This window comes from Streptomyces sp. NPDC002574 (assembly GCF_042889545.1).
Taxonomy (GTDB): Bacteria; Actinomycetota; Actinomycetes; order Streptomycetales; family Streptomycetaceae; genus Actinacidiphila.
In genome coordinates, this window is sequence record NZ_JBIARB010000011.1 from 147,651 (window position 1) to 171,741 (window position 24,091).

At 72.6% G+C, this 24,091-nt stretch carries 24 protein-coding genes and 2 pseudogenes; 15 read left to right on the top strand and 11 right to left on the bottom strand.

Annotated elements, in window-relative coordinates; all coding sequences use genetic code 11:
• Positions 1 to 109: 109 nt before the first annotated feature.
• The 4 genes from ACFYXS_RS26855 to ACFYXS_RS26870 all read left to right on the top strand — a co-directional run bounded on the left by ACFYXS_RS26855 (position 110) and on the right by ACFYXS_RS26870 (position 2,330).
• A complete protein-coding gene (locus ACFYXS_RS26855) occupies positions 110 to 580 on the top strand; it encodes a hypothetical protein (protein WP_389252581.1) in 471 nt (156 codons plus the stop codon).
• Positions 581 to 743: 163 nt separating this feature from the next.
• A complete protein-coding gene (locus ACFYXS_RS26860) occupies positions 744 to 1,082 on the top strand; it encodes a hypothetical protein (RefSeq protein ID WP_389252583.1) in 339 nt (112 codons plus the stop codon).
• A gap of 49 nt (positions 1,083 to 1,131) precedes the next feature.
• Positions 1,132 to 1,815, top strand: coding sequence for a DUF4241 domain-containing protein (locus ACFYXS_RS26865; protein WP_389252585.1), 684 nt, complete (start codon positions 1,132 to 1,134; stop codon positions 1,813 to 1,815).
• Between the two features lie 14 nt (positions 1,816 to 1,829).
• Positions 1,830 to 2,330, top strand: a complete 501-nt coding sequence (locus ACFYXS_RS26870) for a hypothetical protein (protein WP_389252588.1) — start codon at positions 1,830 to 1,832, stop codon at positions 2,328 to 2,330.
• 26 nt (positions 2,331 to 2,356) lie between these two features.
• On the opposite strand, the gene ACFYXS_RS26875 is transcribed toward ACFYXS_RS26870, so the two are convergent.
• The 4 genes and pseudogenes from ACFYXS_RS26875 to ACFYXS_RS26890 form a co-directional block, all read right to left on the bottom strand.
• Positions 2,357 to 3,004 (bottom strand): DUF1707 domain-containing protein, encoded by a 648-nt coding sequence (locus tag ACFYXS_RS26875; protein WP_389252590.1) that lies wholly within the window; start codon positions 3,002 to 3,004, stop codon positions 2,357 to 2,359.
• A 676-nt stretch (positions 3,005 to 3,680) separates the two neighbouring features.
• Complete coding sequence (locus ACFYXS_RS26880; protein WP_389252592.1) at positions 3,681 to 3,830, bottom strand: hypothetical protein; 150 nt, start codon at positions 3,828 to 3,830, stop codon at positions 3,681 to 3,683.
• Positions 3,831 to 3,850: 20 nt separating this feature from the next.
• Positions 3,851 to 4,794 (bottom strand): annotated as a pseudogene (locus tag ACFYXS_RS26885) (low temperature requirement protein A).
• 20 nt (positions 4,795 to 4,814) lie between these two features.
• Positions 4,815 to 5,453 carry a TetR family transcriptional regulator gene (locus ACFYXS_RS26890; protein WP_389252594.1) on the bottom strand — a complete coding sequence of 213 codons (639 nt, stop codon included), beginning with the start codon at positions 5,451 to 5,453 and terminating at the stop codon, positions 4,815 to 4,817.
• 111 nt (positions 5,454 to 5,564) lie between these two features.
• On the opposite strand from ACFYXS_RS26890, the gene ACFYXS_RS26895 reads away from it, so the two are divergent.
• Positions 5,565 to 6,428 carry an oxidoreductase gene (locus ACFYXS_RS26895; RefSeq protein WP_389252596.1) on the top strand — a complete coding sequence of 288 codons (864 nt, stop codon included), beginning with the start codon at positions 5,565 to 5,567 and terminating at the stop codon, positions 6,426 to 6,428.
• A 20-nt stretch (positions 6,429 to 6,448) separates the two neighbouring features.
• Here ACFYXS_RS26895 and ACFYXS_RS26900 read toward each other — a convergent pair whose 3' ends face one another.
• Both ACFYXS_RS26900 and ACFYXS_RS26905 read right to left on the bottom strand, forming a co-directional pair.
• Positions 6,449 to 7,402, bottom strand: a complete 954-nt coding sequence (locus tag ACFYXS_RS26900) for a GNAT family N-acetyltransferase (RefSeq protein WP_389252598.1) — start codon at positions 7,400 to 7,402, stop codon at positions 6,449 to 6,451.
• A 137-nt stretch (positions 7,403 to 7,539) separates the two neighbouring features.
• Entirely contained in the window at positions 7,540 to 8,631 is a 1,092-nt protein-coding gene (locus ACFYXS_RS26905; protein ID WP_389252600.1) for a hypothetical protein, read from the bottom strand.
• A 116-nt stretch (positions 8,632 to 8,747) separates the two neighbouring features.
• On the opposite strand from ACFYXS_RS26905, the gene ACFYXS_RS26910 reads away from it, so the two are divergent.
• The 3 genes from ACFYXS_RS26910 to ACFYXS_RS26920 all read left to right on the top strand — a co-directional run bounded on the left by ACFYXS_RS26910 (position 8,748) and on the right by ACFYXS_RS26920 (position 10,791).
• Positions 8,748 to 9,548, top strand: a complete 801-nt coding sequence (locus tag ACFYXS_RS26910) for an SDR family NAD(P)-dependent oxidoreductase (protein ID WP_389252602.1) — start codon at positions 8,748 to 8,750, stop codon at positions 9,546 to 9,548.
• A gap of 77 nt (positions 9,549 to 9,625) precedes the next feature.
• On the top strand, positions 9,626 to 10,207 hold the full coding sequence (locus ACFYXS_RS26915) for an RNA polymerase sigma factor (protein ID WP_389252604.1): 582 nt from the start codon (positions 9,626 to 9,628) through the stop codon (positions 10,205 to 10,207).
• Positions 10,204 to 10,791 (top strand): hypothetical protein, encoded by a 588-nt coding sequence (locus ACFYXS_RS26920; RefSeq protein WP_389252606.1) that lies wholly within the window; start codon positions 10,204 to 10,206, stop codon positions 10,789 to 10,791. The genes ACFYXS_RS26915 and ACFYXS_RS26920 overlap by 4 nt, the downstream gene beginning before the upstream one ends.
• Positions 10,792 to 10,834: 43 nt before the next feature.
• Here the strand turns inward: ACFYXS_RS26920 and ACFYXS_RS26925 are convergent, their stop codons facing one another.
• Together ACFYXS_RS26925 and ACFYXS_RS26930 are read right to left on the bottom strand one after the other, a co-directional pair.
• Positions 10,835 to 11,617, bottom strand: a complete 783-nt coding sequence (locus tag ACFYXS_RS26925) for a DUF899 family protein (RefSeq protein ID WP_389252608.1) — start codon at positions 11,615 to 11,617, stop codon at positions 10,835 to 10,837.
• Positions 11,618 to 11,794: 177 nt separating this feature from the next.
• The gene (locus ACFYXS_RS26930) at positions 11,795 to 12,562 is read right to left on the bottom strand and encodes a GNAT family N-acetyltransferase (protein ID WP_389252922.1); all 768 of its coding nucleotides are present in this window, start codon (positions 12,560 to 12,562) and stop codon (positions 11,795 to 11,797) included.
• Between the two features lie 505 nt (positions 12,563 to 13,067).
• Between ACFYXS_RS26930 and ACFYXS_RS26935 the strand changes: the two genes are divergently transcribed.
• The 6 genes and pseudogenes from ACFYXS_RS26935 to ACFYXS_RS26960 all read left to right on the top strand — a co-directional run bounded on the left by ACFYXS_RS26935 (position 13,068) and on the right by ACFYXS_RS26960 (position 21,253).
• Entirely contained in the window at positions 13,068 to 14,186 is a 1,119-nt protein-coding gene (locus tag ACFYXS_RS26935; RefSeq protein ID WP_389252610.1) for a hypothetical protein, read from the top strand.
• Positions 14,187 to 14,554: 368 nt separating this feature from the next.
• Positions 14,555 to 16,576 carry an ABC transporter ATP-binding protein gene (locus ACFYXS_RS26940; RefSeq protein ID WP_389252612.1) on the top strand — a complete coding sequence of 674 codons (2,022 nt, stop codon included), beginning with the start codon at positions 14,555 to 14,557 and terminating at the stop codon, positions 16,574 to 16,576.
• A 73-nt stretch (positions 16,577 to 16,649) separates the two neighbouring features.
• Positions 16,650 to 18,986: a methyltransferase, FxLD system gene (fxlM, locus tag ACFYXS_RS26945; protein ID WP_389252614.1), complete on the top strand. Its 2,337-nt coding sequence runs from the start codon at positions 16,650 to 16,652 to the stop codon at positions 18,984 to 18,986.
• The gene (locus tag ACFYXS_RS26950) at positions 18,979 to 19,752 is read left to right on the top strand and encodes a PIG-L deacetylase family protein (RefSeq protein WP_389252616.1); all 774 of its coding nucleotides are present in this window, start codon (positions 18,979 to 18,981) and stop codon (positions 19,750 to 19,752) included. Before fxlM ends, ACFYXS_RS26950 begins: the two co-directional genes overlap by 8 nt.
• A complete protein-coding gene (locus ACFYXS_RS26955) occupies positions 19,749 to 20,246 on the top strand; it encodes an NUDIX domain-containing protein (RefSeq protein WP_389252618.1) in 498 nt (165 codons plus the stop codon). The genes ACFYXS_RS26950 and ACFYXS_RS26955 overlap by 4 nt, the downstream gene beginning before the upstream one ends.
• Positions 20,247 to 20,336: 90 nt before the next feature.
• Positions 20,337 to 21,253 (top strand): annotated as a pseudogene (locus ACFYXS_RS26960) (DUF6891 domain-containing protein).
• A 52-nt stretch (positions 21,254 to 21,305) separates the two neighbouring features.
• On the opposite strand, the gene ACFYXS_RS26965 reads toward ACFYXS_RS26960, so the two are convergent.
• The 3 genes from ACFYXS_RS26965 to ACFYXS_RS26975 all read right to left on the bottom strand — a co-directional run bounded on the left by ACFYXS_RS26965 (position 21,306) and on the right by ACFYXS_RS26975 (position 22,982).
• The gene (locus ACFYXS_RS26965) at positions 21,306 to 21,602 is read right to left on the bottom strand and encodes a hypothetical protein (RefSeq protein WP_389252620.1); all 297 of its coding nucleotides are present in this window, start codon (positions 21,600 to 21,602) and stop codon (positions 21,306 to 21,308) included.
• A gap of 322 nt (positions 21,603 to 21,924) precedes the next feature.
• Positions 21,925 to 22,152 (bottom strand): hypothetical protein, encoded by a 228-nt coding sequence (locus ACFYXS_RS26970; protein ID WP_389252622.1) that lies wholly within the window; start codon positions 22,150 to 22,152, stop codon positions 21,925 to 21,927.
• Between the two features lie 383 nt (positions 22,153 to 22,535).
• The gene (locus ACFYXS_RS26975) at positions 22,536 to 22,982 is read right to left on the bottom strand and encodes a nitroreductase family deazaflavin-dependent oxidoreductase (protein ID WP_389252624.1); all 447 of its coding nucleotides are present in this window, start codon (positions 22,980 to 22,982) and stop codon (positions 22,536 to 22,538) included.
• A gap of 247 nt (positions 22,983 to 23,229) precedes the next feature.
• Here ACFYXS_RS26975 and ACFYXS_RS26980 point away from each other — a divergent pair, with 247 nt between their 5' ends.
• Positions 23,230 to 24,090 (top strand): LLM class F420-dependent oxidoreductase, encoded by an 861-nt coding sequence (locus ACFYXS_RS26980; RefSeq protein WP_389252626.1) that lies wholly within the window; start codon positions 23,230 to 23,232, stop codon positions 24,088 to 24,090.
• Position 24,091: the final 1 nt, after the last annotated feature.

Consider the following 24,091-nt stretch of genomic DNA (forward strand, 5'->3'; position numbering starts at 1 on the left):
CTCCGGGGGGCCGTGCCCACCTCCAACACCCCGCCGGCGCCTGCGAGACTGCCCCTCACCGTCGCCCCGGCGGCGGAGCGGTTCGGAGCATCCAGGAGGTGCGCGAGACATGCGACGGGCTCTTGGTCACGGCACGGTGTGGCGCGGCATCGCCGTCGTGGCGGCGGTGGCTCTGGTGAGTGGCTTCTCGGTCCACGAGATCCACAGGCGCCGTGAGTTCGCCGCGATCGACGCGCGGCTCGCACAACTGCGGGCGGACGGGATCACCGCCGCCTTGGACACGGCGGTGGGCCCCCACGCGTCGATCCACCGTTACCGCACCTGCGCGGGCGAGGAAACGCCGTCCGTGGAACTCCACTACAGGGTGGCGGCCACCGAGTCCGTACGCGCCGGGGTCGCGCGGGCCGCACGGCTCGCGGGGTGGAACGCCGGGGCGTGGGACGACACCGGCGAGGGCTACTTCGCCCTGAACATCGACAAGCGGTTCACGGGTTGGCACAGCAGCCAGTCGTTCATGAATCTCCACACCGGCGACCTCATGGTGAGCCTGGCGACCTCCGACCACTCCGGATGCCTGTAGCCGGACGGCCGCGGCGTCAGCGGGTGGGGCGCCAGCGGGTGCGGAACAGCCCTTAGCCTTCAGCAATGACGGAGATGCGGGACGACGCCCACGGCACTGACTGAGGCAGGTTGACGCCGGCCTCGCGGCCGACCCGAACCCGCGCCTGCGCGCTCTCGCGCTCATGGACCCGGCCTCCGACGACGCACTCGTCGAGCGGTTCAGCCGTGATCCCCATGAGATCGTCCGCAGGGCCGCCGACGACGACCCGCGGCTCCCACCCGGGACCGCGGTCGGCCTGGCGACCGACCCCGACATGGGCGTGCGCCGGCGGGCGGGGGCGAACCCCGCTGTGCCGCCGGGTGAGTTGGTGACACTCCTGCTCACCCCGCACAGTGCGGAGCTTGCGGTCCGCAACCCTCTGCTCCCCGTGCCCGTCATGCATCGCATGGTCACGGTCGCCGCGCCACTGGTCGATGCTCCGCCCCCTCCACGACCCGGCTGTCGAGGCGACCGGGCGTGATCGTATTGTCTGCTTGTTTCAATGCGGTCCGAATCCAGGAGCTGATCCAATGCCGCTTGCTGCGCCTGACGTCCAGCGCTTGTTCACGCTCGGCAGCGTCTACGACTGCGGGGAGGGCCGCTCCGCCGAAGTGACACGACTGCCGCAGGCCGAACTGCCCCTGCCGAGTGGTCGGGTCGTCGCCCAGGACCCGTTCTGGGGGTTCGAGGACGAGCCCGTGCCGTTCACGGTCTCCGTGAAGCCCGGCACGTACACCGTCGTGGTGTCCGTCACCGAAGTCGCCTGGGAGTCGGACGTCGAATCCGGTCACGAGCGCGTCGCCGCCGCCTGGCTGAGGACGAGCGAGGAGCCCACGGTCACCTGGGAACTGGCCCTCGTCGACGGGCAGGACATCGGCGAGCTGTCCGAGGAGCAGTTCTTCGGCTACGGCGTGGACGCGGGAACCGGCTGTTTCGTGGACGCGGCCGCGGCCACCGCTCTTGCCGAGTTCCTCGGAGAGGACTCCGTGCCGCTCGAGGACGCGATGATCCCGGACGACGGTGACGAGGCCCCCTGCGGACCGGTCGTCCTCTCCGATCCGGCGAGCGGCCACTCCTTCGTGGCCTTCTGGTCCGGCTGGGGCGACGGCGCCTACCCCACCTGGATCGGACGGAGCCTGACGGGTGAGGTGACCGGCTTCGTGACCGAGTTCCTCGTCGTGCCACAACCGGGCCGGGGGCAGGCCGGCGCATAGCCACGTGATCCCGCATGGCTGCGCCGCTCCGCCTCTTCGCCGACTACTGCCAGATACACCTCTGCGACGATTCCTCGGAGGGGGATCTCAGCGGGGCGTGGACGGACCGGGCCACTGCCGACCATCTGGCGGTCACTGAGCACGCGCTCGGCATCGGCACCGTCGTCAACCTCTATGTCTCCGTGGAGGTCGAGACCGTCCCGCAGCCGCCGAACGACGACAGCCCGCAGTTCGACCACGTGGTGGAGGCGAGCCTCCACGTGCCCTCCGGTTCCCTCGTGGTGCTGGGGTGCACCGACTACGGCCCGGATGCGGCGCGGTTCGCCGTGCGTCCGGGATGGAACCGCGTCCGCGTCTCCAAGCGGGACATGGCACTCGCGTCCCGCGCCTACGTCGAGTCGCCGGAGGATCCGGAAGACATCGACGACGTGGAACGGATTCGCGTGCGGCTGTGGCCCGCACCGCGGACTCCGACAAGGGTGATCAAGCGATGGGACAGGTCCCGCGCCGGCTGAACGTCCCGCTGCGAACCCCCAACGCCCTACCCTTGCGCGGGCCTCCGCAGCAACCACTGCCCGAACGTCCTGCGCGGGGGTCGCACCACCACGCGGCCGTGTGTCTTCCGGCCCGCCACCTCCACGCGCAGGGCGACCGGCGCGTCGAGCTCCGGCGGAGCCTCGCGGTGGGTGACCCTGCTGTGCACCAGGTGCAGGCCATCCGTGTCGACCACCACACCCGGCCGCGTGACCAGCGTCAGGGCCTTCCCCGTCATACCCACGTCGATCCGCAGGGTGTCGTGCGTGATCACGGCGTCCGTGAAGTCGAGCACCACGTCGCAGTACGTCACCGCGAGCTCGATCCTTCGCGGCACCACCCAGCGCCCCGTGCGCTCGACCGTGCCGCTGTGGACCTGCTCGATCCGGACCACGTCCTTGACCTCTGCCTTGGTCATGGCACCCGTGGCCGACACTGGCGGCAGGTCGGCGGTGAGCGGGGCCAGTTCACCTACGGTCCGCGCCGACAGGGCCGCTTCCAAGCGCTCGTCCAACTCCTGCGCGGTCAGCAGGCCGTCGCCCGCCGCGATGCGCAGCACATCCGCCACGCGGTCCCGGTCGGCGTGCGAGGCCCGCAGCTCGGGCGACGAGCCGGGGCCGGAGTGCTTCCCGGTGGGCGAGACATCTCCCGACATGCTTCCGTCCTGATCCTGTCCTACGGCTCCGCGCGGCACGGACAGCGGCGCGACTGCCAGACTAACGTTATATCGCGATATGCATCGCGACCAAGTCCCCTGCATGAGGGGCCACTCGCGGCAGTGGGCCTGACGCGGCCGCACACGAAAGGCCACTGCCCGTTTGCTGCGCGTCACGTGGGACGAGGGCGACGGGAACTGGCCCCTGTGACCAACTCCCGCAGCCGCTCACTACACTCCCACGATGAACAACATACGGTGCAGCCAATGCGGTGCGGTGGGGCTGGAGCCGGGCTTCGTCGAGGACTCCGGACAAGGCGCTCGCGGGTTCGCGCGGTGGATCGCGGGCCCCCTTCAGCGAGGCCCGCTCGGCAATGCCAAGAGGATGGGCCGACCGCACTGGCAGATCGATGCCTATCGTTGCCCCACCTGCGCACACCTGGAACTGTTCGCCGTCCAGCGGGACTAGCGACGTGATGTGCGAGAGAACAGGAACAGCCGGGCCATGACGTGAAGAGAGCCGTCCGGGTTGGGGAGATTGCGACGTCTCCAGTGGTACATCGGACGTCGTGAGTACGACGACGAGACCCACTCACGATCGCCGGCCTGGTCTCCGACCGCACAGCCACGCGGTGATCATCCAACAGCCGAGCCGCCGGGCCAGCACATCCCGACCTCAGTCGTGCACCACGCCGCAAGGTCGGACAGGTGTCACGTCGCGTGCGCGTCCGCGGAGTGTGTCGTCGGCGGCGATGGCGACGACGACCAGCGTGGTGAGCGCGGAGAGGACGATCGGCTCGGTGAGCGCGGCCACGGGTACGAGCACGACGAGCGCACCCAGGCCGATCAGGCGTGAGGGGATCCAGAGGTCATGGCGTGGTGGGGTCCGCCGATGGTGAGTTCGTCGGCGACGGCGGTGACGATGATCCCGGCGATGATCCGGATGTGCAGGTAGGTGTAGGCGGTCCGGCCGATGCGGGCGGGGTCGCGGGAGCCGGCGATCGCCTGGGCGCCGACGCGGGCCGCGCGGTCGAAGTGGATCCACCACAGGGCGGCGCTGCCGAGGAAGGCGATGACCAGGGCGAGCAGTGACGTCGGGGTCGGCGGGTGGCCGGCGAAGGTGGAGCCGGTGACCAGGACGGATTCGCCGAGGGCGATGATGACGAAGAGCTGGCAGCGTTCGGCCATGCGGGAGCCGGTGATGGCGTGTTCCGCGGTGGCCGCGCCGCGCAGCGCCGGCACCCAGAAGCCGGTGAAGGGCCCGATGTTGTCGGGGGCGACGGCGGCCGGCCACAGCAGGTGGCGGGCGGCGCCGTGGGCCGCGCCACCGGCGATCCACAGGATTCCGGAGGCGGTGGGCCAGATGACGATGCGCTGGAAGGTGGTGCGCAGCACCGGGTCGCGGCGGGCCAGGCAGAGCGCGGCGAGGGTGCGGCCGATCTGCATCGGGACGTAGCTGCCGGCGAACCACAGGCCCCGGCTCCCGAAGGCCTCGGGACACCGGCCGCGGTGACCAGGCTGACGAGCACCGTGGCCATCAGGACCGCGCGCACGGGCAGGGCGTCCGGGTCGAGCCAGTTGGTCATCCACGTCGGGTACATCCACGCCTGCCACATCGCGAGCAGGATCGGTGCGACGTGGAAGGAGCCGTGCCAGGTCTGTTCGTGCAGCAGCAGGTGGGAGAGCTGGGTGACGGCGAAGACGCAGACCAGGTCGAAGAAGAGCTCGACGAACGAGACCGGTGTCGCGTCCCCGGCCCGTCGACGCAGGTAGGGGCTGCCGATCGCCACGGGAGCGGCCCTTTCGTGTGCTACCCGGCGGCGGTACGGGGGCCGGGGTCGGTGATGCGGCGGACGGCCTCGATGAGCGCGGCGCGGTGCCGCGCCAGCCGCTCCCGGGACCGGGGCTGCTCGCCGGCGACGGCCAGCAGGGCGGGCGGCGCGTCGAGCCAGCACTCGGTGATGCGCAGCACCATCGCGAACAGGTCCACGGCGGGGAGGCTGTCATTGAGCCGCCCGGCGCGCTGGGCGGCGGCGACGGCCTCGACCTTGGCCCGGTAGCCCTCGATCTCGGAGGCTGTGTGGTGGTCGGGCTCGAAACGGCGCCAGGCGGCGAGCCGGGCGGTTTCCGGGTGGGCGAGCAGGTAGTCGAACCGGGTGCCCGCATAGGTGACCAGGTCACCGTCGACCAGGGGGGTCTCCGCGGCGAGTCTGCCGACCTGCTGCTCCAGGACCGCCGTGAAGAGCGCGTCCTTGTCCCCGAAGTAGACGTACAGCAGGCGCTTGTTGGCCCCGGCCCGCTCGGCGATGCGGTCGATGCGCGCCCCGGCCAGGCCGTACTGGGCGAACTCCGCGGTGGCCGCGGTGAGCAGGAGCTCCGCGGTCGCGCGGGAGTCACGGGGGCGTGCGGCCTTGGGGCCGGAGTCCGGGTCGTTCGATCGCGTCACCATGCGGCCACCCTAGCCCAAGTAACTAACTTTTGACTTACCTGGCCGCTCTGATCTAGCTTGTAACTATCCAGTTAGATACCGCTGGACGGCAGACCCCGAGAGGACCCCGCGATGACGACCCCCGCGCACCAGACGCTGACCCCGGCCGACGGCCTGACCCTCACCCGCATGGGATACGGCGCCATGCAGCTGGCCGGCCCAGGCGTCTTCGGCCCGCCCAAGGACCGCGGCCAGGCCGTCGCGGTGCTGCGCGAGGCGGTCGGGCTCGGCATCACCCACATCGACACCAGTGACTTCTACGGCCCGGCCGTCGTCAACGAACTCATCAAGGAAGCACTGCACCCCTACGCCGGCGATCTGCGGATCGTCACCAAGGTCGGCGCCCGGCGCGACGAGAAGGGCGGCTGGATCCCCTCCCTCGACCCCGCCGACCTCAAGGCCCAGGTCCACGAGAACCTGACCCACCTCGGACTGGACACCCTGGACGTGGTCAATCTGCGCACGGCCGCCCTCGACGGCGGCGGCGACGACTCGATCGCCGAACCGTTCGGCGCACTCGCGGACTTGCGCGAACAGGGGCTCATCCGCCACCTCGGCCTGAGCGGGGTCACGGAGTCCCAGCTCACCCAGGCGCAGGCCATCGCCCCCGTGGTCACCGTGCAGAACCTCTACAACCTCGCCAACCGCGCCGACGACGCCCTCGTCGACCGCTGCGCGCGGGAGAACATCGCCTACGCCGCGTTCTTCCCCCTCGGCGGCTTCAACCCGTTGCAGTCCCAGACGCTGAACGACGTCGCCCACCGCCTCGGGGCCTCCCCGCAGCAGGTGGCCCTGGCCTGGCTCCTGCAGCGCTCGCCGTCCATGGTGCTCATCCCCGGCACCTCGTCCGTCGCCCACCTGCGTGAGAACGTCGCCGCCGCCGAGCTGGCACTACCGGCGGACGCGATCGCCGAACTGGACGCCATCGGCGGGTAGACGGGGCAGACGACCCGGCCTCAGCGCGCCGTCCGGGTCCTGATGAGCGGCGCGTCCCGCGAGAACTCACGGAATCCGACGCTGTAGTACAGCTCGCGTGCCTGGGGGTGCCCCGGCGCACCCAGGCAGGCGACCGTCGTCCCGGTGGCCCCGGCCGCCCGCGCCAGACCCATGCCGTGCAGCAGCATCGCCCGTGCCAGCCCCCGGCGCCGGTAGCCGGGGTGCGTCCCGACCGGCTCGAACTCCGCGGTCCTGTTCGCCTCGTCCAGCCACATGATCGTCGAGGACGCCATCGTTCCGTCCGGCGCCTCCACCAGGAGGTGCAGGTCGCCGCGGTACGCCGCCGTCCGGCGGACGCCCTCGTACGCCTCGGCGGTGTACGTCGAGGGAGCCCAGGCGTCCGCATGGGCCCGGACCGCGGCCTGCGATCCGGCCTCGTCGGCGGTGCGGAACCGGAATCCGTCCGGCAGCAGCGGCTCTTCCACCTCGGTGAGGTCCCGCGCGTTGAGCTGGGTCCAGGACCCGGTGTCGCCGAGCGAGGCCGGGTCGGTGACGTAGCCGTGCGCGGCCCACCGCTTCAGGGCGAACCCGTCGGCGGCGCTGGGCATCACCGTGCGATCGACGTCCCCCGCCGTGCCGTCGTACCAGTCGATCACCTCGTCGACCAGTTCGGCGTGGCCGGGGTGGACCTGATACGCCAGGTAGGCGCTGGTGATGTCCTTGACCGAGCCGTCGCTCCGCCGCACCCGGCGCGGGAGTTGGGCCCAGCCCCATGCCACCGGGTCCCCGCCGGAGAGCCACAGCCGGCACGGCCGGCCGGCGCCCTCGCCCGCGTGTCCCTTGCCCCAGTTCCAGGCCAGCTCGCCGAACGTCGCGTCACTGTTGACCAGCTCAGGGCGAGCGGCGGTGACGCGCTGCGCGAGACCCTGCATGAGCCGCACGTCCGCGGCGGTCAGAAGCTCCGAGTGGGCCATGGTGCGTCACTGTGACAGGACTCCGTGCGACCGTCGAACCGTTTTCCCGGCCGCCGGCGAGGGCCGACGCGGGCCACGACCGGCAGGACGGACGTCTCCTGCTGCGGCCGTGGCCGGACGGGCCGGCGTCCGCCGGGTCAGGACGTCCGCGAGGTGTCGACGGAGGTGTCGGCGCCGGACGAGGTGCACCCGAACCAGGTCCGCGCCTCGTCCGCGGACAGGACGCGGATGAGCTCGGCCCTGCCCGGGAGCAGCGGGAAGAACCGGTCGGCGTTCCAACTGCGCTGATACAGCGGCTTGTCCAGCACCAGCAGGCGATGTCCCTCCACCACGGGGATGTCGTCGGGCAGCCCCTCGTTCCAGATCCGCTCGCCGTCCGGGGCGAGGAGCTCGAAGGCCCCGGTCGCGACGACCTCGGTGCGTGCCCGGGCGGGCCCGGGTTCGGTGGCCAGGCGGACGCTCTCCGCCGACGGCGCTGTGCCGGGGACGTGACCGCCGCCGACCAGGACGTGGGCGAGCAGCGTGTGCAACTGGAAGTTGTCCCCGATACCGCCGATACGCACCTCGAACCCGGCGCCGGTGGGCCTGTGCAGCACCACCAGGGGTTCGTCGTCGAGCACCGCCAGCGCGTAGGCCAGGCACTTGAGGTCGTGCCGCTCCAGGGCCGCGAGCTCCCGGCAGACGGGGAGGATCACGGACGCGTACCGGCGGCGCATCGCGGCGCTGCGGCACAGCACGGCCAGCGCCGGCGGCTGCCACTCCTCGACCGAGCACCACGCGAGCGCAAGGCGCGTGGCCTCGTACTCGTCGTCGCCCAGGCGGGCCAGGAACGTGTCGTCGATGATCTCCTTGTCCGGCTCCGGCAGTTCGTCCTCGGGCCCGCCGGCCGCGCTCCAGCGGCGGGCGAACTCCACCGCGTCGAGCAGGTCCTGGTGGACGCCGTCGAAGATCGGCTCCGCGCAGGCCGCCGGATCCGCCCCGCTCTCGACGCAGAACCCGGCCGCCATCGCCAGCAGCGGGCGCGGGCCCGTGGGCGGGAAGGCCGGGATCAGCGCGGCCAACCGGGGCCCTGCCAGGACGCGTTCGGCGTCCTTCGCGGCCTGGAGGGCGTTGATCGTGGCGGTGAAGGCACGCTCGGTACGGGCACCGTCGCGAGCGGCGACACCCTGCTCCAGCTCGGCCACGGCGGCGTCGAGGCCCGCGGCCCCCTGCTTCCTCTTGAAGATCACCGGCACACCTTAGGCCCGGGGGCCAGCCGTCGTCATCCGGTCGGTGACCTGATGTCAGTGGCAGCCCCTAGGGTGCTCTGAAGATCGACGCGGGCTGCGACCGAGGGGACCGGGACATGCTGCTGGAGAACAGGACGGCCGTGGTCTACGGCGCGGCCGGGGCCGTCGGCCGGACGGTCGCCCGGACCTTCGCCCGGGAGGGAGCACACGTTTTCCTCACCGGCCGCAGGAGGGCGGGACTCGACGAGCTGGCCGCGGAGATCGGGGCCGCCGGTGGCAGAGCGGACGTCGCCCTGGTCGACGCACTCGACCCGGAGGCGGTCGAGCGACACGCTGCGGACGTGGTCCGGACGACGGGCCGGATCGACGTCTCGATCAACGCGGTCAGCATCCGCGGTGATCTGCAGGGCACACCGCTGATCGGCATGTCCGTCGAGGACTTCCTGACGCCGATCACCACCGCGGCCACGGCGAACTTCGTGACCGCGACAACCGCCGCCCGGTACATGGCAGAACAGGGCTCCGGTGTGATCGTGACCCTCTCCACGTCCGCGTCGCGTCTCTCCGGCCGCGACCAGGGCTTCCACGCGACCGGAGGCTTCGGCGTCGCCTGCGGCGCGGTCGAACTGCTCTCCCGGCACCTGGCCGGCGAGGTCGGACCGCGCGGGGTCCGCGTCGTCTGCCTGCGCCCGGACGGCATACCGGAGGCCTGGGTCTCCTGGGGCATGATCGACGACGCCGAGCCCGATCCGGAGGGCAGCTCCACGGTCAAGGCCTACATGGAACGCGGCACCGCGCTGCGCCGGCTGCCGAAGCTGGCGGAAGTCGCCGACACGGCCGCCTTTGTGGCCTCCGACCGGGCGGGTGCCATCACCGGAACGGTGGTCAACCTCAGTTGCGGAGCCGTCAACGACTGAACCGGTCCCGCGGAGGCGGTAAGAGTTCCGGCCCGGCCGGACATCTCCTGGTCGACGGACGAAACCATGGAGGTGCAGTGAAGCGACGACGAACAACCGCCGGCGGTCCAGCCGGGCATCAGGCACTGGAAGCGCTCTACACGGCCCACGCCGACCGGGTCCTGGGGTACCTGCTGCACCGCACGGACCGGGAGACGGCGCAGGAAATCCTGTCGGAGACCTTCGTGCTGGCCTGGCACAAGTCGGACTCCGTTCCCCATGACGCCCTGCCATGGCTGCTCGCCTCAGCCCGGCGGCTCCTGGCCAACCGCGTACGGTCCGACCAGCGGTACCGCGCGGCGACCACGCGCATGGCGACGATGGCCGAGCGGCCCGGGACGGTCGAGATCGGAGACGCGATAGGGACGCGCTCCGAGGTGTTCGCCGCTCTGCTGGCGCTCTCCGAACCGGACCGGGAGGCGCTTTTGCTGAGCGCCTGGTACGACCTGACGGCCCGCCAGGCAGCCGTCGTCATGGGCTGCACCGCCACCGCCTTCGCCGTGCGCCTGCACCGGGCACGGAAACGCTTCAGGGCCGCTCTGACGGACGCGGACCACCGGACACCCCACCACCCCGGCACACGTCAGCACCCTCACTTCGCCCAGCGGGAGTCAGCGTGAAGAAAACCGTCAGCGAGCAGGAACGCGCGCCGGAGATCGCCGCTGTGCGGGCGATGCGCCCCGACGACGGCACCGACGGCTGGGCGACGTCCCCCGAGGGGCGTCACGTACTGGAGGAGGTCCTGCGACGCACCGAAGTGCCGCCCCCCACGGGCGGTTCCCGGAGCCGGCGCCGCCTGCTCCTGGTCGCGGGGGTCGCGGCCGCGGTGTTCGCGGGCGTCAGCACGGCAGCCGTCGCCACGCTCGGACCGTGGGGGAAGGACGGCGACAGGGTCATGTGCGCCCACACCTTGGCGGCCGAGGCGGACCTCAGCGAACCGCCGACCGAGGTCATGAAGGACTTCGATCCCCAGGACCCCGCTCGTTCCTGCGCGGCGGGCTGGAACCAGATGTGGCAGGGCACTCCGCAGCCGGCCCGCTTCACGGCGTGCTACCACCCGCTCGCGCGGCCCGACCGCGGCGCGGCCGCCGACTCCGCCCGGCGGCCGCGACTCGGCGGCCCGGTCATCTATCCGGCCGACGGCTACGCCACGGATCGGGCGGCCTGCGCGGCGATCGGCTCCCAGCCCGTCGTGGGCGGCTGAGGGCGCCGGGCACCACCACTGACGCCCTCGGCGACGAGGCGCGTCAGTGGTGGTGGCCGTTCCGGCCGAGGGTCTCCACCGGGTCCGCGCCGGGCCGGGTCCACTGCGGCACGGGACGGCTGGTCGGGCCCCAGGTGGGCTTGCCGTCCGCGTCGGAGCGCCAGGTCCAGCACGCGTCGAGCCCCTGGGGCCAGCCCTCGGGGTTGTCCTCCCAGGCCTCGCCGCGGCCGTAGGGCGTCATGTCGAGGAGGCCGAGGGCGCCGTTGACCCGCTCGTTGCCACGGCCCGTCGTGGAGTACGTGAGGAACACGCGGTCGCCGTCCCGCAGGAAGCTCGTGAGGAACCCCATCGGGCCGCCGGCCGGCCCGTCCACGTCGCGCACCGAGTACCAGGGCTGGGTGTAGCCCATGAACTCGACGTAGTCCGCCACCTCGTCCCACCGGCCCGGGGTCAGGACGGCGAACGAGACGCCGCGGGCGTTGAGGTAGGCCGCGTCCTGCAAGTGCCAGGCCGTGGTCGTGCAGCCCTCGCACTGCCCCTGGTGCGGCGCGCCGTCGTGCCACATGTGCTTGTAGACCACGAGCTCGTCGCGCCCCTGGAACAGCTCGAGGAACGGGACCGGTCCGTCGGGCCCGACGACCTCGACCGTCCCGTCCAGCTCGACCATCGGCAGCCGCCGGCGGGCCGCGGCGATGGCGTCGCCCTCGCGGGTGTGGGCCTTCTCGCGCACCAGCAGCTCGTCGCGCGCCGCCTGCCAGGTGGCCAGGTCGACGACGGGCGGGCGGCCGGGCAGCGTGGTGGCGGGGTCGTTGGGGGTGGTCGTCATGGTGTCCTCCGTGGTGCCTCGTACCGGGCAGCGTTCTGCAACGGTCATCGGTACAGACCCGCGACCCGGCCGGAACTCATCGCAGCGGACACCTTCGGCTGAACCCGCGCCCTTCCGACCGGGCGCAGGAGGCCGCTCGGGGACGGCAGGCAGCCGCCCCCAAGCGCGTTCCTGCCGTCAGGGCCGCTGCTCCGCGGGCAGCGACACGTAGAGACGGGTGCCTTGCGGCCGGTAGCCGACGCGCTCGTACACGCGTCGGGATCCCTCTCCGGAGTACTCCAGCCAGACCGATCCCGCGCCCTGGGCGAACATCGCTCCGGTCAGCGCGGCGGTCACCGCGGTGGCGATGCCGCGGCCACGGTGGGCGGGACGGGTGCCGACGCCGGACAGCTCGGCCGTGTCCTCGGCCGGTGGTGAGCAGGACGCCCCGCCGGCGCACCCACCCCGCGGGTCGCGGACGAACCGTACTCCCCCACCGCTCCGCTGGGTGCGGCGCAGTCGCTCAACACCCTCCGGGGAGGATCCGAAGACACCGCCGAACGCCTCGGCGAGCGCGGCGTCGAGGGCGGCGTACTCCTCGTCGGTGGCCGGGCTCTCCACATCCGGGGAGCCGGCGGACCGAGGAGGGATCAGCGTGCGGGGCGTGCAGACGAGGTATTCGTGCACCGCCTCGGTCTCGAAGCCCGCGGTCCGCAGGGCTGATGCCGCGCCGGGCGCGGCCTGCGGCGCGAACTCCAGCCGGGGCAGCAGCCCGTGCTCCCGGAAAACCGTGACGAGCGCCGCGACGTCCCGCTCGGTCGGCTCGGCGCCGGGCAGCGGAGTCGCGTAGTTCAGGTACGGGCTGTCGGTGTCGGGGGTGAAGCCCGCGACGAAGCCTCCGGTCTCGAAGACCACGGGGCGGCGGCGCAGGTTGGCGACGGCGAAGCTCTGGACCTGGATGTCCATGGGGGTGTTGACCTCACGAAGTCTCAAGGGAGCCCCGGGCGAGCCCAGGGCAAGGAAGAGGGGCGGTGCGCCGGGCACCGCGTCGTGGGGCCGCCGTGGGAATCGGCGTGGGCCGGCTGAGGCCGCTGCGGAGCGGGCGCTCAGTACCGACGGCGGCTGCCGGGGGACGCCGAGAACATGGGCTTCGTTCCTCACCGTGAGTGTGTCCGCGCCGTCGCGGAACGGCCGTCACTGTGCCACGACCGGCCGGAGCGGGCCAGCGGTTTTCTCCGCGGCCACCAGAGGGCGGACCACGCGGCGGCGATGCCCGCGAAGGCGAGGAAGCGTCAGCACGTGGCTGCGCAGGATCCTCGACAGCGCTACGGGCGGGTGAGCGGCCCCGGGCCCTGGTGTCCCATGATCGTCACGGTTGGGCAACCACCTTGTCGGAGGGGCCGGTAACCGGGCGTGCGGGCCCCATCATGGGTGCCGGGTGGGGTGGGACGACACAAGGGGGTACGGGGCGATGGAATTCACCGTCGAGCGGACACTGGGACGACGTGGGTGGCGGTCCTTCATCGCGGGGACCATCGTCACGGCGGTGGCTCTGGGGTGGCTGGTCGCGGGCACCATGCGCGGCAGGACGACAGCCACCGGCGACCTGAACAGCGATCTGGCGATGCTGTCGCTGGTCCTGTTCCTGTCCGTGGTGGCGGCACTCAGAGGCCTGTACGACCTGCGCAAGCGGAGACGGCCGTTCCGGCTGCGGATCGACGCGTTCGGGATCACCCTGCACGACGCCGAACTCGCCTGGGAGCAGATCGAGGCGGTCTCCCTGTGGCACCGCGCGAACTCCGGTGAGGACGGCACACCGCACCAGCCGCGACTGACACTGTGGACGGCAGCGGACGTGAAGCTCGCCCGGAGGACGGACCACACCTTTGACGGCCGGACCCGCTACACCCTTGTGGACTGCAAGGACCTGGACCAGAGCGTCACCGAGCTGACCTCCGCCCTCGCCGAGCACGCCGGCGACCGCTTCGAGACGGCGCCCCGCGCGATGCGGCCGCCGATCCCCGTGACGGTGTCAGGGCCCGAACGGAACGTGCCCGGCGGAGAACAGGTCTTCGTCGACCGCCGGCAAGCCGGTACCTGGACCCTGGTCTGGGCGACGGCGGCCGTCATCCTCAGCTACTCGTTCTGGGAGCTGGTCCACAGCCACGCCGCGGGCCCCGTATCCCTGACGGTGACCTGCCTGGTGGGCGCCGTGGTCTGCTGGCCCCTCGCCGGCCGGTCCCTCGTCCGCTGGCGCACGCCGCTGCGGCTGCGGATCGGCCCCTCCGGCATCGGCATGCGCGAGGTCAGCGAGGAGGAACGGTACTTCACCTGGGCGCAGATCGCGGCCGTTACGGTGGGCCGCCGCTTCCCCCACGTCGAGGAACCACAGCCCTGGCTCGTGGTGTGGCCTCTGCCGGGCACCAATCCGAGTGTCCCGGGCGTCGAACCCGTCCTCCCCGGCCCCTACCACGTCGACGGCCACAAGGCCTACGCCCTGGTTCGGCTCGACCGCCTGCCCGGGGGCCCGGAGGCGATCGTCCCCGTCATCCGGGCGTACGCGGGAGAGCGTTACGCCGAGACGGCCTGAGGGGACGGGCCCGCGGGCCCGTCCCGCCCCGTCCAGTCGCGCGCGGACGGCCGCCGCAGCGGCGACGGCGATCCCTCAGGCAGGTGGTGTCCCCCAATCGAACGAGTTTGAGAACCGCGTGCCGCGGCCCGCACCCCCGATCCGCCCCTCCAGAACATACGTTCAGGAACTGCCCCCGGCAGCAGCCGTAACGGGACCTGATCCGGCGCGTTTTTAGAGCACCAGTGCCACAACGCCGCCCAGATGGAGGACGCCATGCATCCCGTACCCGCCCCCGCGTCTCAGCCCTCCGGATTCGAACATCGGCGGCAGCCCGTGGCGGGCGGGCACGCCCTCGGGTCGGCACGACCGGATACGGGGTGGCCGGCATGAGCGAACCGGCCGAGGCGGCCTCCGACCGGGTCCCGGGACCGCGGACCGCCGTGCTCCCTCTGCCGTCCCCGCCGACGACACCGGCAGGACGACCGGACGGCGACCACGACGGCGACCTGACCGAGGAGTTGGAGGAGGCGTACTGGTCGGTGCACGACGGGGCGGCCGCCAGTGCCAGCGTGCGGCAGGTCGTCGTCCGTCTGCCGAGGATCACCGCTCTGATCGGGCGGCTCGCCTGGCAGGCCGACCGAGCCGCCACCACCACGGTCGTCGTCTGCCAACTGGCGTCCGCCGCCATGAGCGCCTTCGGCCTGCTCGCCTCGGTCGCCGTGCTTCAGCACCTGTTCGCCGAGGGCCCCACGCCCGATCGTGTGCGCGCCGCCCTCCCGCAGATCCTCCTCGTGGTCGGGTTCCTCGCCGGCCGGGCGCTGCTGGAGGCCGCGGTCGCGACGGCCCAGGCACGGGTGACCCCCAAGATCCGTACCGCGCTCGAATGCGACTTCCTCCGGCTGACCGCGCACGTACGGCTGGAGGCCGTCGAGGACGCCGACTGGCACGACGAGGTCCACCGGGCGAACGACCGCGGACTGTTCTACGCCCGGCAGATCGTCGGACAGGTCGTCTCCCTGGCCTCCGCCGCCCTGGGCCTGGTCGGAACCGCCGGCGTGCTCAGCGTCCTGCACCCGGTGCTGTTGCCCCTGCTCCTGCTGTCCGTCCTGCCGGTGGGCGCCGCCGCGGTCCGCAGCGCCCGCGCGCGCTTCCACTCCTTCAAGCGGTGGAACGCCCTGCAGCGCCGGGTCCGGGTGTTCTCCTGGCTGCTGCTCGACGTGGAGGCGGCGGCCGAACTCCGCTCGGACACCGCGCAGGGCGCGCTCCTGGACGAGCACCGCCGGCTGACCACGAGGATCGCTGAGGAGGACACACGGCTGGGTGTGCACTCCGCCATGCTCAACCTCGCCGGCCGATCCCTGGGCGGTGTCGGTACCGGCGTCACCTACGCCGCCCTCGCGGCGATGCTGATCGCCGGCTGGCTGCCCTTGGCGGCGGGCGCCGGCGCCGTGCTGGCCATCCAGGTCGGACAGACGTCCCTCATCCGGCTCGTCGAGGTCGCCCATCTCGTCTACGAGCAGGCCATGTGGGTCGACGACCTCCTCGCCGTCCAGGAACGGTGCCGGCGGCTCCTCCCCCGTGAGGCCCGGCTGGACGCACCGGATCACGTGAAGACGATCACCCTGCACGACGTGCGCTTCACCTACCCCGGCAAGACCGCGCCCGCCCTCGACGGCATCACGATGTCGTTGCGCGCCGGGGAGACCGTGGCGTTCGTCGGCCTCAACGGCTCGGGCAAGAGCACCTGCGCCAAACTCCTGGCCGGGCTGTACGAGGCCCACAGCGGCAGCGTGTGCTGGGACGGCGTCGACGTCCGCGCGATGGACTCCCAGTCGCTGCACCGCCAAGTGGCCTGCGTCCTCCAGGACCCCGCCCACTTCCCGTTCAGCGCCCTGGCGAACATCACCGTCTCCACGGGCGAGCTGGCCACCACCGAGCCGCAGCGCGCCATGGACGCCGCACGGGCCTCCGGCGCCGACGCCGTCATCGCGGACCTGCCCCGCCAATGGCAGACGACACTGTCCAAGCGGTTCAAGGGCGGCCAGGAACTGTCCGGCGGGCAGTGGGCCAAAGTCGCGGTAGGCCGCGGCCTGTACAAGAAGGCCCCCCTGCTGCTCCTGGACGAGCCGACGGCCAGCATGGACCCGCCCTCGGAACACGCCGTCTACGAGGCCGTCCTGCGCGGCCGCCTGCGCGAGGACCAGATCACGGTGCTCATCTCGCACCGGCTGGCCAGCGTCGTCGACTGCGACCGGATCTACGTCTTCGACGCCGGCCGCATCGTCGAGTCCGGTTCCCACGACGACCTCATGGTCCTCGGCGGCGCATACGCCGCCATGTTCACCCTCCAGGCCGGCGGCTACCGGCCCCGCACCGCCGCGGCGCCCGCGGGGGAGGTCGCCTCGTGACGGACGCTGCCTGCCGGCGGACCTTCCCCTCGGCGCACCGGCTGCCGAACCACGAAGAGAGGTAGGGCGACCTGTGGAGTACACCCGGGCCCAGTGGTCCGAGCACTACGACGGCGGCAGTGGATTCAGGGCCCTCGGGGACGTGGAGAAACGCCTGCTCGTCGAGCGGGTCCCGGCGCCGACGGGCGGGGGGCGGGCGCTGGACGTGGGGTGCGGCACGGGCGAACTCGCCGTGTTCCTGACCTCGCAGGGCTACGGCGTCGACGCCGTTGACTTCGCCGAGGGCGCCCTCACTCGGGCCAGGGCGGAGCACGCCGAGGTGGGGGCGGTGCGCTGGCTGTGCCTGGACGTGGAGCGGGAAGACCTCGGTGGCCTGGACGAGGAATACGACCTGATCACCATGCGGCTGGCCGTCGCCTTCCTCCGCGATCGGACGCGTGTGCTGCGCCGTCTGGCCGCCCGCCTGCGGGAGGACGGGGCCCTGGTGGTGGTCACCCCGGTCGCGGACCGCACCCCGGCCGAGCGCCGGAACATCGCGCTGGACGAGGACGAACTCGGGCTGCTCGCCGAGGGCTTCGAGCAGGTCGAACGGTTCGACGCCGGGCGCCTGGCCGCACTGGTCCTGCGGGGCGCCGGCAGGTCGTTCACCCCGGTGGAGAAGCGTCGGCCCACCCCGCAGGCGGTGTTCGGCGCCGCGATGGCGGTCACCGACCCTGCCGGGCGGGTGCTGCTGGGGCGTTCCACGCGGGGCATGTGGGAACTGCCCGCGGGGCGGATCGAGACCGGCGAGTCCGTGCCCGCCGCGGCCGTACGGGAACTGGCCGAGGAGACCGGCCTGCTGGCGCGCGAGGAGGACGCGCACGTGCTCACGATCCTCCACGACGACCGCGCGGACGTACGGCGCGTCACCGCCGTGGTGCGCGTGACCGGCTGGGAAGGCGAACTCGGCCTGCCCGAACCGCACGCGTTCCTGCGCTGGGAGTGGCACGACCTGCACGCCCTGGCGGGCATCGGCCCGCTCTTCGCCCCGTCGGCCCAGGCGCTCAACGCGGTCTGGCCGGGGGTGCTGCCCGGGCTCCCCGCCGTGCACTCCTACGGGCCGGCCGCCGGTCCCCCGCCGGTTCCCGGTGAACCGGCCGAGGCCGTGCGGCTGCGCGAGCGGATGGCGGACGCCGTGGTCGCGGGCGGCTGGGCGCCCTCCGCGGCGGTGCGGGACGCGCTGCGGGCGGTGCCACGCCACCGGTTCGCTCCCGAGGCGCCTCTGGAGGCCGCGTACGCCGAGGACCGCACGGTGATCACGGCACGCGACGACACCGGTACGGCGGTCAGTTCGGTCTCCGCGGCCTGGCTGCAGGCCGACATGATCGAACAGCTGCGGCCCGCGCCGGGGGCGACCGTGTTCGAGGCCGGGTCGGGCGGCTACAACGCCGAACTGATCGCCCATGTCCTGGGCCCCCGCGGCCGGGTGATCACCGTGGACATCGACCCGTACGTCGTGCACCGCACCCAGCGGCTGTGCGCGGAGGCCGGCAGCGGCCGGGTGACGGCCGTCCTCGGGGACGGCGCTGCCGGCGCGCCCGGCCATGTCCCGGCGGGTGGCTTCGGCGGCATGGTGATCACCCACAAGTGCTGGGACGTCGCCCCGGCCTGGCGTGAGCAACTGGCCGAAGGCGGACGGCTCGTCCTGCCGCTGGAGATCGGCGGCTACACGCGGTCCATCGCCCTGGAGCGCCGCGGCGACGTCCTGTCGGCCGCGCACTGGACGTACTGCGGATTCGTAAGGGACCGCGGCGCCGCGGCCCGCACCGCGCCGAGTCTTTCGCTCGCCGACGGCGCGGTCACGATCCGGTGGGAGGACGGCGCCCCGCGGGAATCACCGGGGCTGGAGGCCGCATTGCGTGGCCCGCGGGCCGAAGTGCGCACGGGTGTGGTGCTGCCCGGTGGCCAGTCCTACGAGACATTGCAGCTCTACGCGGCGACGACCGTGCCGGGCTTCTGCCGCGTCGCCGCGGCCGGCACCCCGCTCGTGGCCGGGGCCTCGCGGTACGAGGATCCTGCCGCCATCGTGGCCGACGGCTCCCTCGCGTATCTGACCGTCGTCAGGATCGGCGACGGCGAGACCCCGGCCCAGCGCAGGTTCGAGTTCGTGGTGCACGCCTATGGCGAGGCAGGGCCCGGCCTGGCCGGGCGACTGGCGCGGTGCGTACGGGACTGGGACCGGTACGTACGCGACACGGGCTATCCGGCGATGACCGTCCACCCCGCCGGAACCCCCGACGAGGACCTGCCCGCGGGGGACGTGCTCGACAAGCAGGCCTCCCGCCTGGTCCTCCGGTGGCCGGGGCGCACACCGCACACGGAGCCCGCCGGCGCACGGGCTCTGACGGCGGCCGGGGGCGCCGGTGCCTGACGCACAAGCCCCTCCGCCCGGCCGGCCGGCCCTTCTCGCGGTCTTCGCCCACCCGGACGACGAAGCCCTCAGTGCCGGCGGCGTTCTCGCCCGGCATGCCGCGGCGGGTGCCCGCACCGCCGTCGTCACCACCACCTGGGCCCCGGACAGCCACCGGGCGGCCGAACTCGCCGACGCGGTCGGCATCCTGGGGGCGGGCCGGCCGCGGATGCTCGGCTACGCCGACCACCGCCTCCCGGAATCCGCTCCCGGCCGGCCGCGCTGGTGCGACGTGCCGCTGGACACCGCGATCGCCCACCTGGTCGCGCACATCCGCGCGTTCCGTCCCGGGATCGTGGTCACCCACGACGCATACGGCGGGTTGACCGGCCACCCCGACCACCGGTACACCCACCGCGTGACCACGCTCGCCGTCCACGCCGCCGGACTGGAACACCTCTGTCCCGGGGCCGGCCCGCCCTGGCAGCCCGGCGCCCTGTACCTGGCCACCCACCCCCACTCTGGCGTCGAAGAACTCGGACCGCTCCTGACCGGTACCGGAAAGGCCGTGCTGAGCGCGCCGGACGAACTCGTCACCACGACGGTGGACGTCCGGCCATGGCTGGACCGGAAGTGGAACGCCGTCCTCGCCCACCGCAGCGAGGTCCGGCGGGGGCGCTCATTGCCCGGTGTGCTCGCCCGCCTTCCCGCCGGTACCCGGGACCGGATCCTGTCCACCGAGCACTACACCCGCATCCCCCTCCACGAGCGACAGGAGCAGACATGAGCGGAACCTGGCTCCCGCCGGTGCAGTACGTCGCCCAACTCCCCAAGGCCACGGTGTACGGCTGCTTCCTCATCACCGACCAGGAGGACCGCCCCATCCAGTTGCGCTCCGTCAGGAACCAGGCGACGTGGCAGTGGCCCGGCGGCAACATGGACCCGGGCGAGACCCCCTGGGAGTGCGCCGTGCGCGAGGGACTGGAGGAGACCGGTCTGGAGATCGCACGGACTCCGCGCCTGCTGGGCGTGCGGTACCTGATGCCGCGTCCGGACTGGCCCGCCCACAAGATCGGGCTGATCTTCGACGGCGGTCGGCTCTCCCAGGAGCAGATCGCCGCCATCGTCCTGGACCCCGCCGAGCACAACGAGGTCCGTGTGCGGTCCTTGGAGGAATGGCGCCAGGAGTTGACCGATGCCGCCTTCCAGCACCTGGCCGCCGCCCTCCAGGCACGACGCGACGGCATCCCCTGCTACCTCGAACAGACCGAAACCGCTTAGCAGGACACCCCGCCTCGCCCCGCGTCACATTCACGCACCAGGCGCACCCCGGCCGGACGGTGCGCCCGCGGCCCGTGCCAGGGTTGACGCATGCTCCCCATCACCGTGTCGCGGGAGAACGGCAGCCGGCACGTCCGCGTCTCCGCACGCGAGCTCGCGGCCCTGATCGGCGGGATCGGGGCCGAGGGCAATCTGTTCCTGATCGTCCAGCGCGTACCCGACCTCCCCGACGTCTTCATCCAGGTGTGGCACCGCTTCGGGGAAGGCTGTGTACTGGAGCACCGCGACGGCGGACCCGACCGCCACTTCCAGGTGCTCCTGGACACGCCGGAGGCCGCGGTGGCCGCGATGACCGGCTGGGCCCGCCAGGAGCGGGGCTGGGACGAGGAGTTCGCCTGGACACGGCTGAACCTCCGGGCACCCGGGCGCGCACGCCCGCTGAAGCTCGATGAGCACGAACGCGCGCAGTTGGAGGCACGCGTGCGCCAGGCACTGGTCGGTGGCTACGTGACGCGGGCGGAGCTGGCGGAACTCGCGGAGCAGTGTCTCGTCTCCGGGAAGCGGCGGCCGGTCTCCCCCGAACAGGCGCGGGAACTGGCCGACCGGATGTGGCTGGAACGCGTCGGGGAACAGGCCCGCTGGGAGGGTGAGACCGATCCGGAGCGGCTGACGCGGGCGTTCACGGCGCTGGAGGCGGCGGGCATCACGGCGCGGGAGAACTTCACCTGCTGCCGCTCGTGCGGGGACTCCGGGATCCGCGCGGCAGCCGCGCCGGACACCCGCGGATTCGTGTACTTCCCCTCCCAGGGCACGGACGCGGCGGCGGCCGGGCGCGGACTGAGCTCCTCTACGGGGGTTTTGACGGCTCGACGGAGACCGCGGCGGCGATCGGACGCGAGGTCGTGGCCGCGCTCGAGGCGGCCGGGCTGCGGGCGGAGTGGAACGGCGACCCCGCCCGGACGGTCACGGTGACACCGCTGGACTGGCGCAAGCGGCTGGTGGGCTGAGGGCTGCGGGGGTCTCGCGCGTTCCACGGCCACAGCCCCGCCCGCGCCCGGCTCACGACCCCTCCCAGCGGCCGGCGAGGCGGCGACGCCACCAGAGGTCGGGGCGCCACTGCCGTTGACCGGCGAAGGGATCCGGCAGCGTGCGCCGGAGGTACCCGGCGTCCAGCGAGGCCATCCGGCGCACCAGTTCCGCGCGGGCCCGAGAGGGCAGTTGCCGCAGGACCTCGTCGAGGACGTCACGCGCGTGCCGCACGTCGTCGAAGGAGCACCCGCGACACGAGCATTCCGCTTCCTGCGGGTAGCGGGGGCGGCGGCCCGGCGGGAGCGCGAAGGCCTGGTAGGTCCTCAACGCCCGTTCGGTGGCTCCGGGGAACACGTAGTAGTCGCTGGAGAGTGCCTCGACCCGGTGTATCGCCAGACTGGCGTGAGTCGAGAGCCATCGGATCCGGCGCGGAGGCGGATCGTCCCAGGTGCGCGGGCCGTGCCGTCGGTCGGCACGGAGCCTGCCCGGCCGGCTACGCGGCAACGGCCTTTCGGTCTGCGGTCATGGACCGCATCCTGCCACCGGTGGCGGCTGCCGCGCGACGGCGTTTCGACCTCCGCGTCGAAGGGCCTGCACGGCCGCGCCGGCCACCGGGGCGTGGTCGTGGCGCGGCCGTACACGTGGCCGGTCAGATCGTGGAGACGGGCCCGGAAGGGGATGCGTAGCGGGCGCCCGCCGGGGGCCGGGCGTCGGTCGGCTGGGGTGCCGGAACGGGCTGCTCCCCCAAAGGCTGGCAGTGCGGGCACAGTTCGTGGCGGCCGAGGTCGGTGATGATGGTTCCCCATCCGCGACAGTGCGTGCAGTCGCGGGCCAGTGCGGTGTCGGCGTGGGGAGCGGGGCTGGCCCCGTCGGTCATACGGCGCTTCCTCCGATGCGTTTCTTGTATCGCCCTTGCAGCATTTGTCCGTGATCCGCGCCACACCGCCACATACCTGTTCGACGGCGACGCGCCGATCGGCATCCGGTCGGCCGCGAGCGCAGCGCGGCGGCGCGGGAAGTCTGCCACGAACCACTGCCATTTGTCCGGGGTGTGGACGACGTCGTACCGACCGAAGACGCGACGGGCGGTCGCGGCGGGCGGTCGCGGCGGACGGTCGCGGCGGACGGTCGCGCGGAGGGAGGAAGAGCCGACGGGGACGGATCCGGGAGCGATCGCCACTCCTGCGGCATCCGTACAGCACTGTGGCCGCCCGCGGCGTTCGCGGGCGGCCACCACCGGTATGCGCCGGGGCGCGCGCCTCAGTGCGGCTTCGGCGCCGGTTCCAGGACGAAGACCGGGATCTCACGGTCGGTCTTGGTCTGGTACCCCGCGTAGTCGGGCCACGTCGCGATCGCGCGCTCCCACCACTGCGCCTTCTCCTGGCCCGTGACCTCCCGCGCCGTCATGTCCTGGCGCACCGGTCCGTCCTGGAGCTCGACCCGGGGGTCGGCCACCAGGTTGTGGTACCAGACGGGGTGCTTCGGGGCGCCGCCCTGGGACGCGACCACGGCGTAGCTTCCGTCGTGCTCCACGCGCATCAACGGGGTCTTGCGGATCTTGCCGGACTTCGCGCCGAGCGTCGTCAGGATGATCACGGGCCTGCCGCGGAGCGTCGTCCCCTCGGCACCGTCGGATCCCTCGTACAGCTCGACCTGGTCGCGGACCCACTGCTCCGGGCTCGGCTGGTACTCACCCACCAAAGGCACGCCGTCCTCCATTTCTCCGTGTGTCACCGTAACCCCTCCAACACCATCAGCCACCTCGCGCATTCCCGGTCGACCCTGCCGCCACACGCCGGGGGTACCGCCGGTCAGCCGGACGGCGGCAGGGGCGGCCGGACGGGCACGGCAGGCATCACGGGGACATCCGGGTGCCGGACGGAGCGGCGGGGCGCGCACCGGGCACGCGGGCGGCACCATCGGGGCAGGCCCCCGGACGCAAGGAGAGAACCCCATGGAACTCGGGCTGCACATCGCCGACTTCACGTGGACGGGCGGCGCCCCCGTCCTCGGCCCCGCCCTCGCCAGGTACGCCAGGGACGCGGAGGCTGCCGGCGTCACCCGCATCACCGTGATGGACCACTTCTGGCAGCTCGGCGGCGACCTCGGCCCCTACGAGCACGAGATGCTGGAGGCCTACACCACGCTGGGCTTCCTGGCCGCCCACACCGAGCGGGCCCTGCTGCACACCCTGGTGACCGGCGTCGTCTACCACGAGCCCGCCGTCCTGGCGAAGAAGGTCACCACCCTCGACGTCCTCTCCGGCGGCCGGGCCGGCCTCGGTGTCGGCGCGGCCTGGAACGCGGACGAGTCCAAGGGCCTCGGCATCCGGTTCCCCGAGGTCAAGGAACGCTTCGAGCGGCTGGAGGAGACACTGCGGATCTGCCTGCAGATGTGGTCCGGCGACGAGGACCCGTACACCGGCACGCACCACACCCTCGACCGCACCCTCAACTCCCCCCAGAGCCTGTCCCGGCCGCACCCCTACCTGCTGATCGGCGGTTCCGGCGAGAAGAAGACGCTGCGTCTGGTCGCCCGGTACGCCGACGCCTGCAACATCTTCGCGGGGCCCGAGGCCGCCCGGAAGCTGGACGTCCTCAAGGAGCACTGCGCCGCGGTAGGCCGCGACTACGAGGACGTCGAGAAGACCACCACCCTCGCGGTCGGCCGGGACACCACCCCGGACGACCTCACCGCGCGGACCCAGGCCATGGCCGAACTCGGCTTCACCACGGCGTACGTCTACAGTCAGCAGATCCGCGAGCCCGCCCGGGTCGTCGACCTGCTGGCGGCCGTGGTCCCGCGGATCGCGTAGC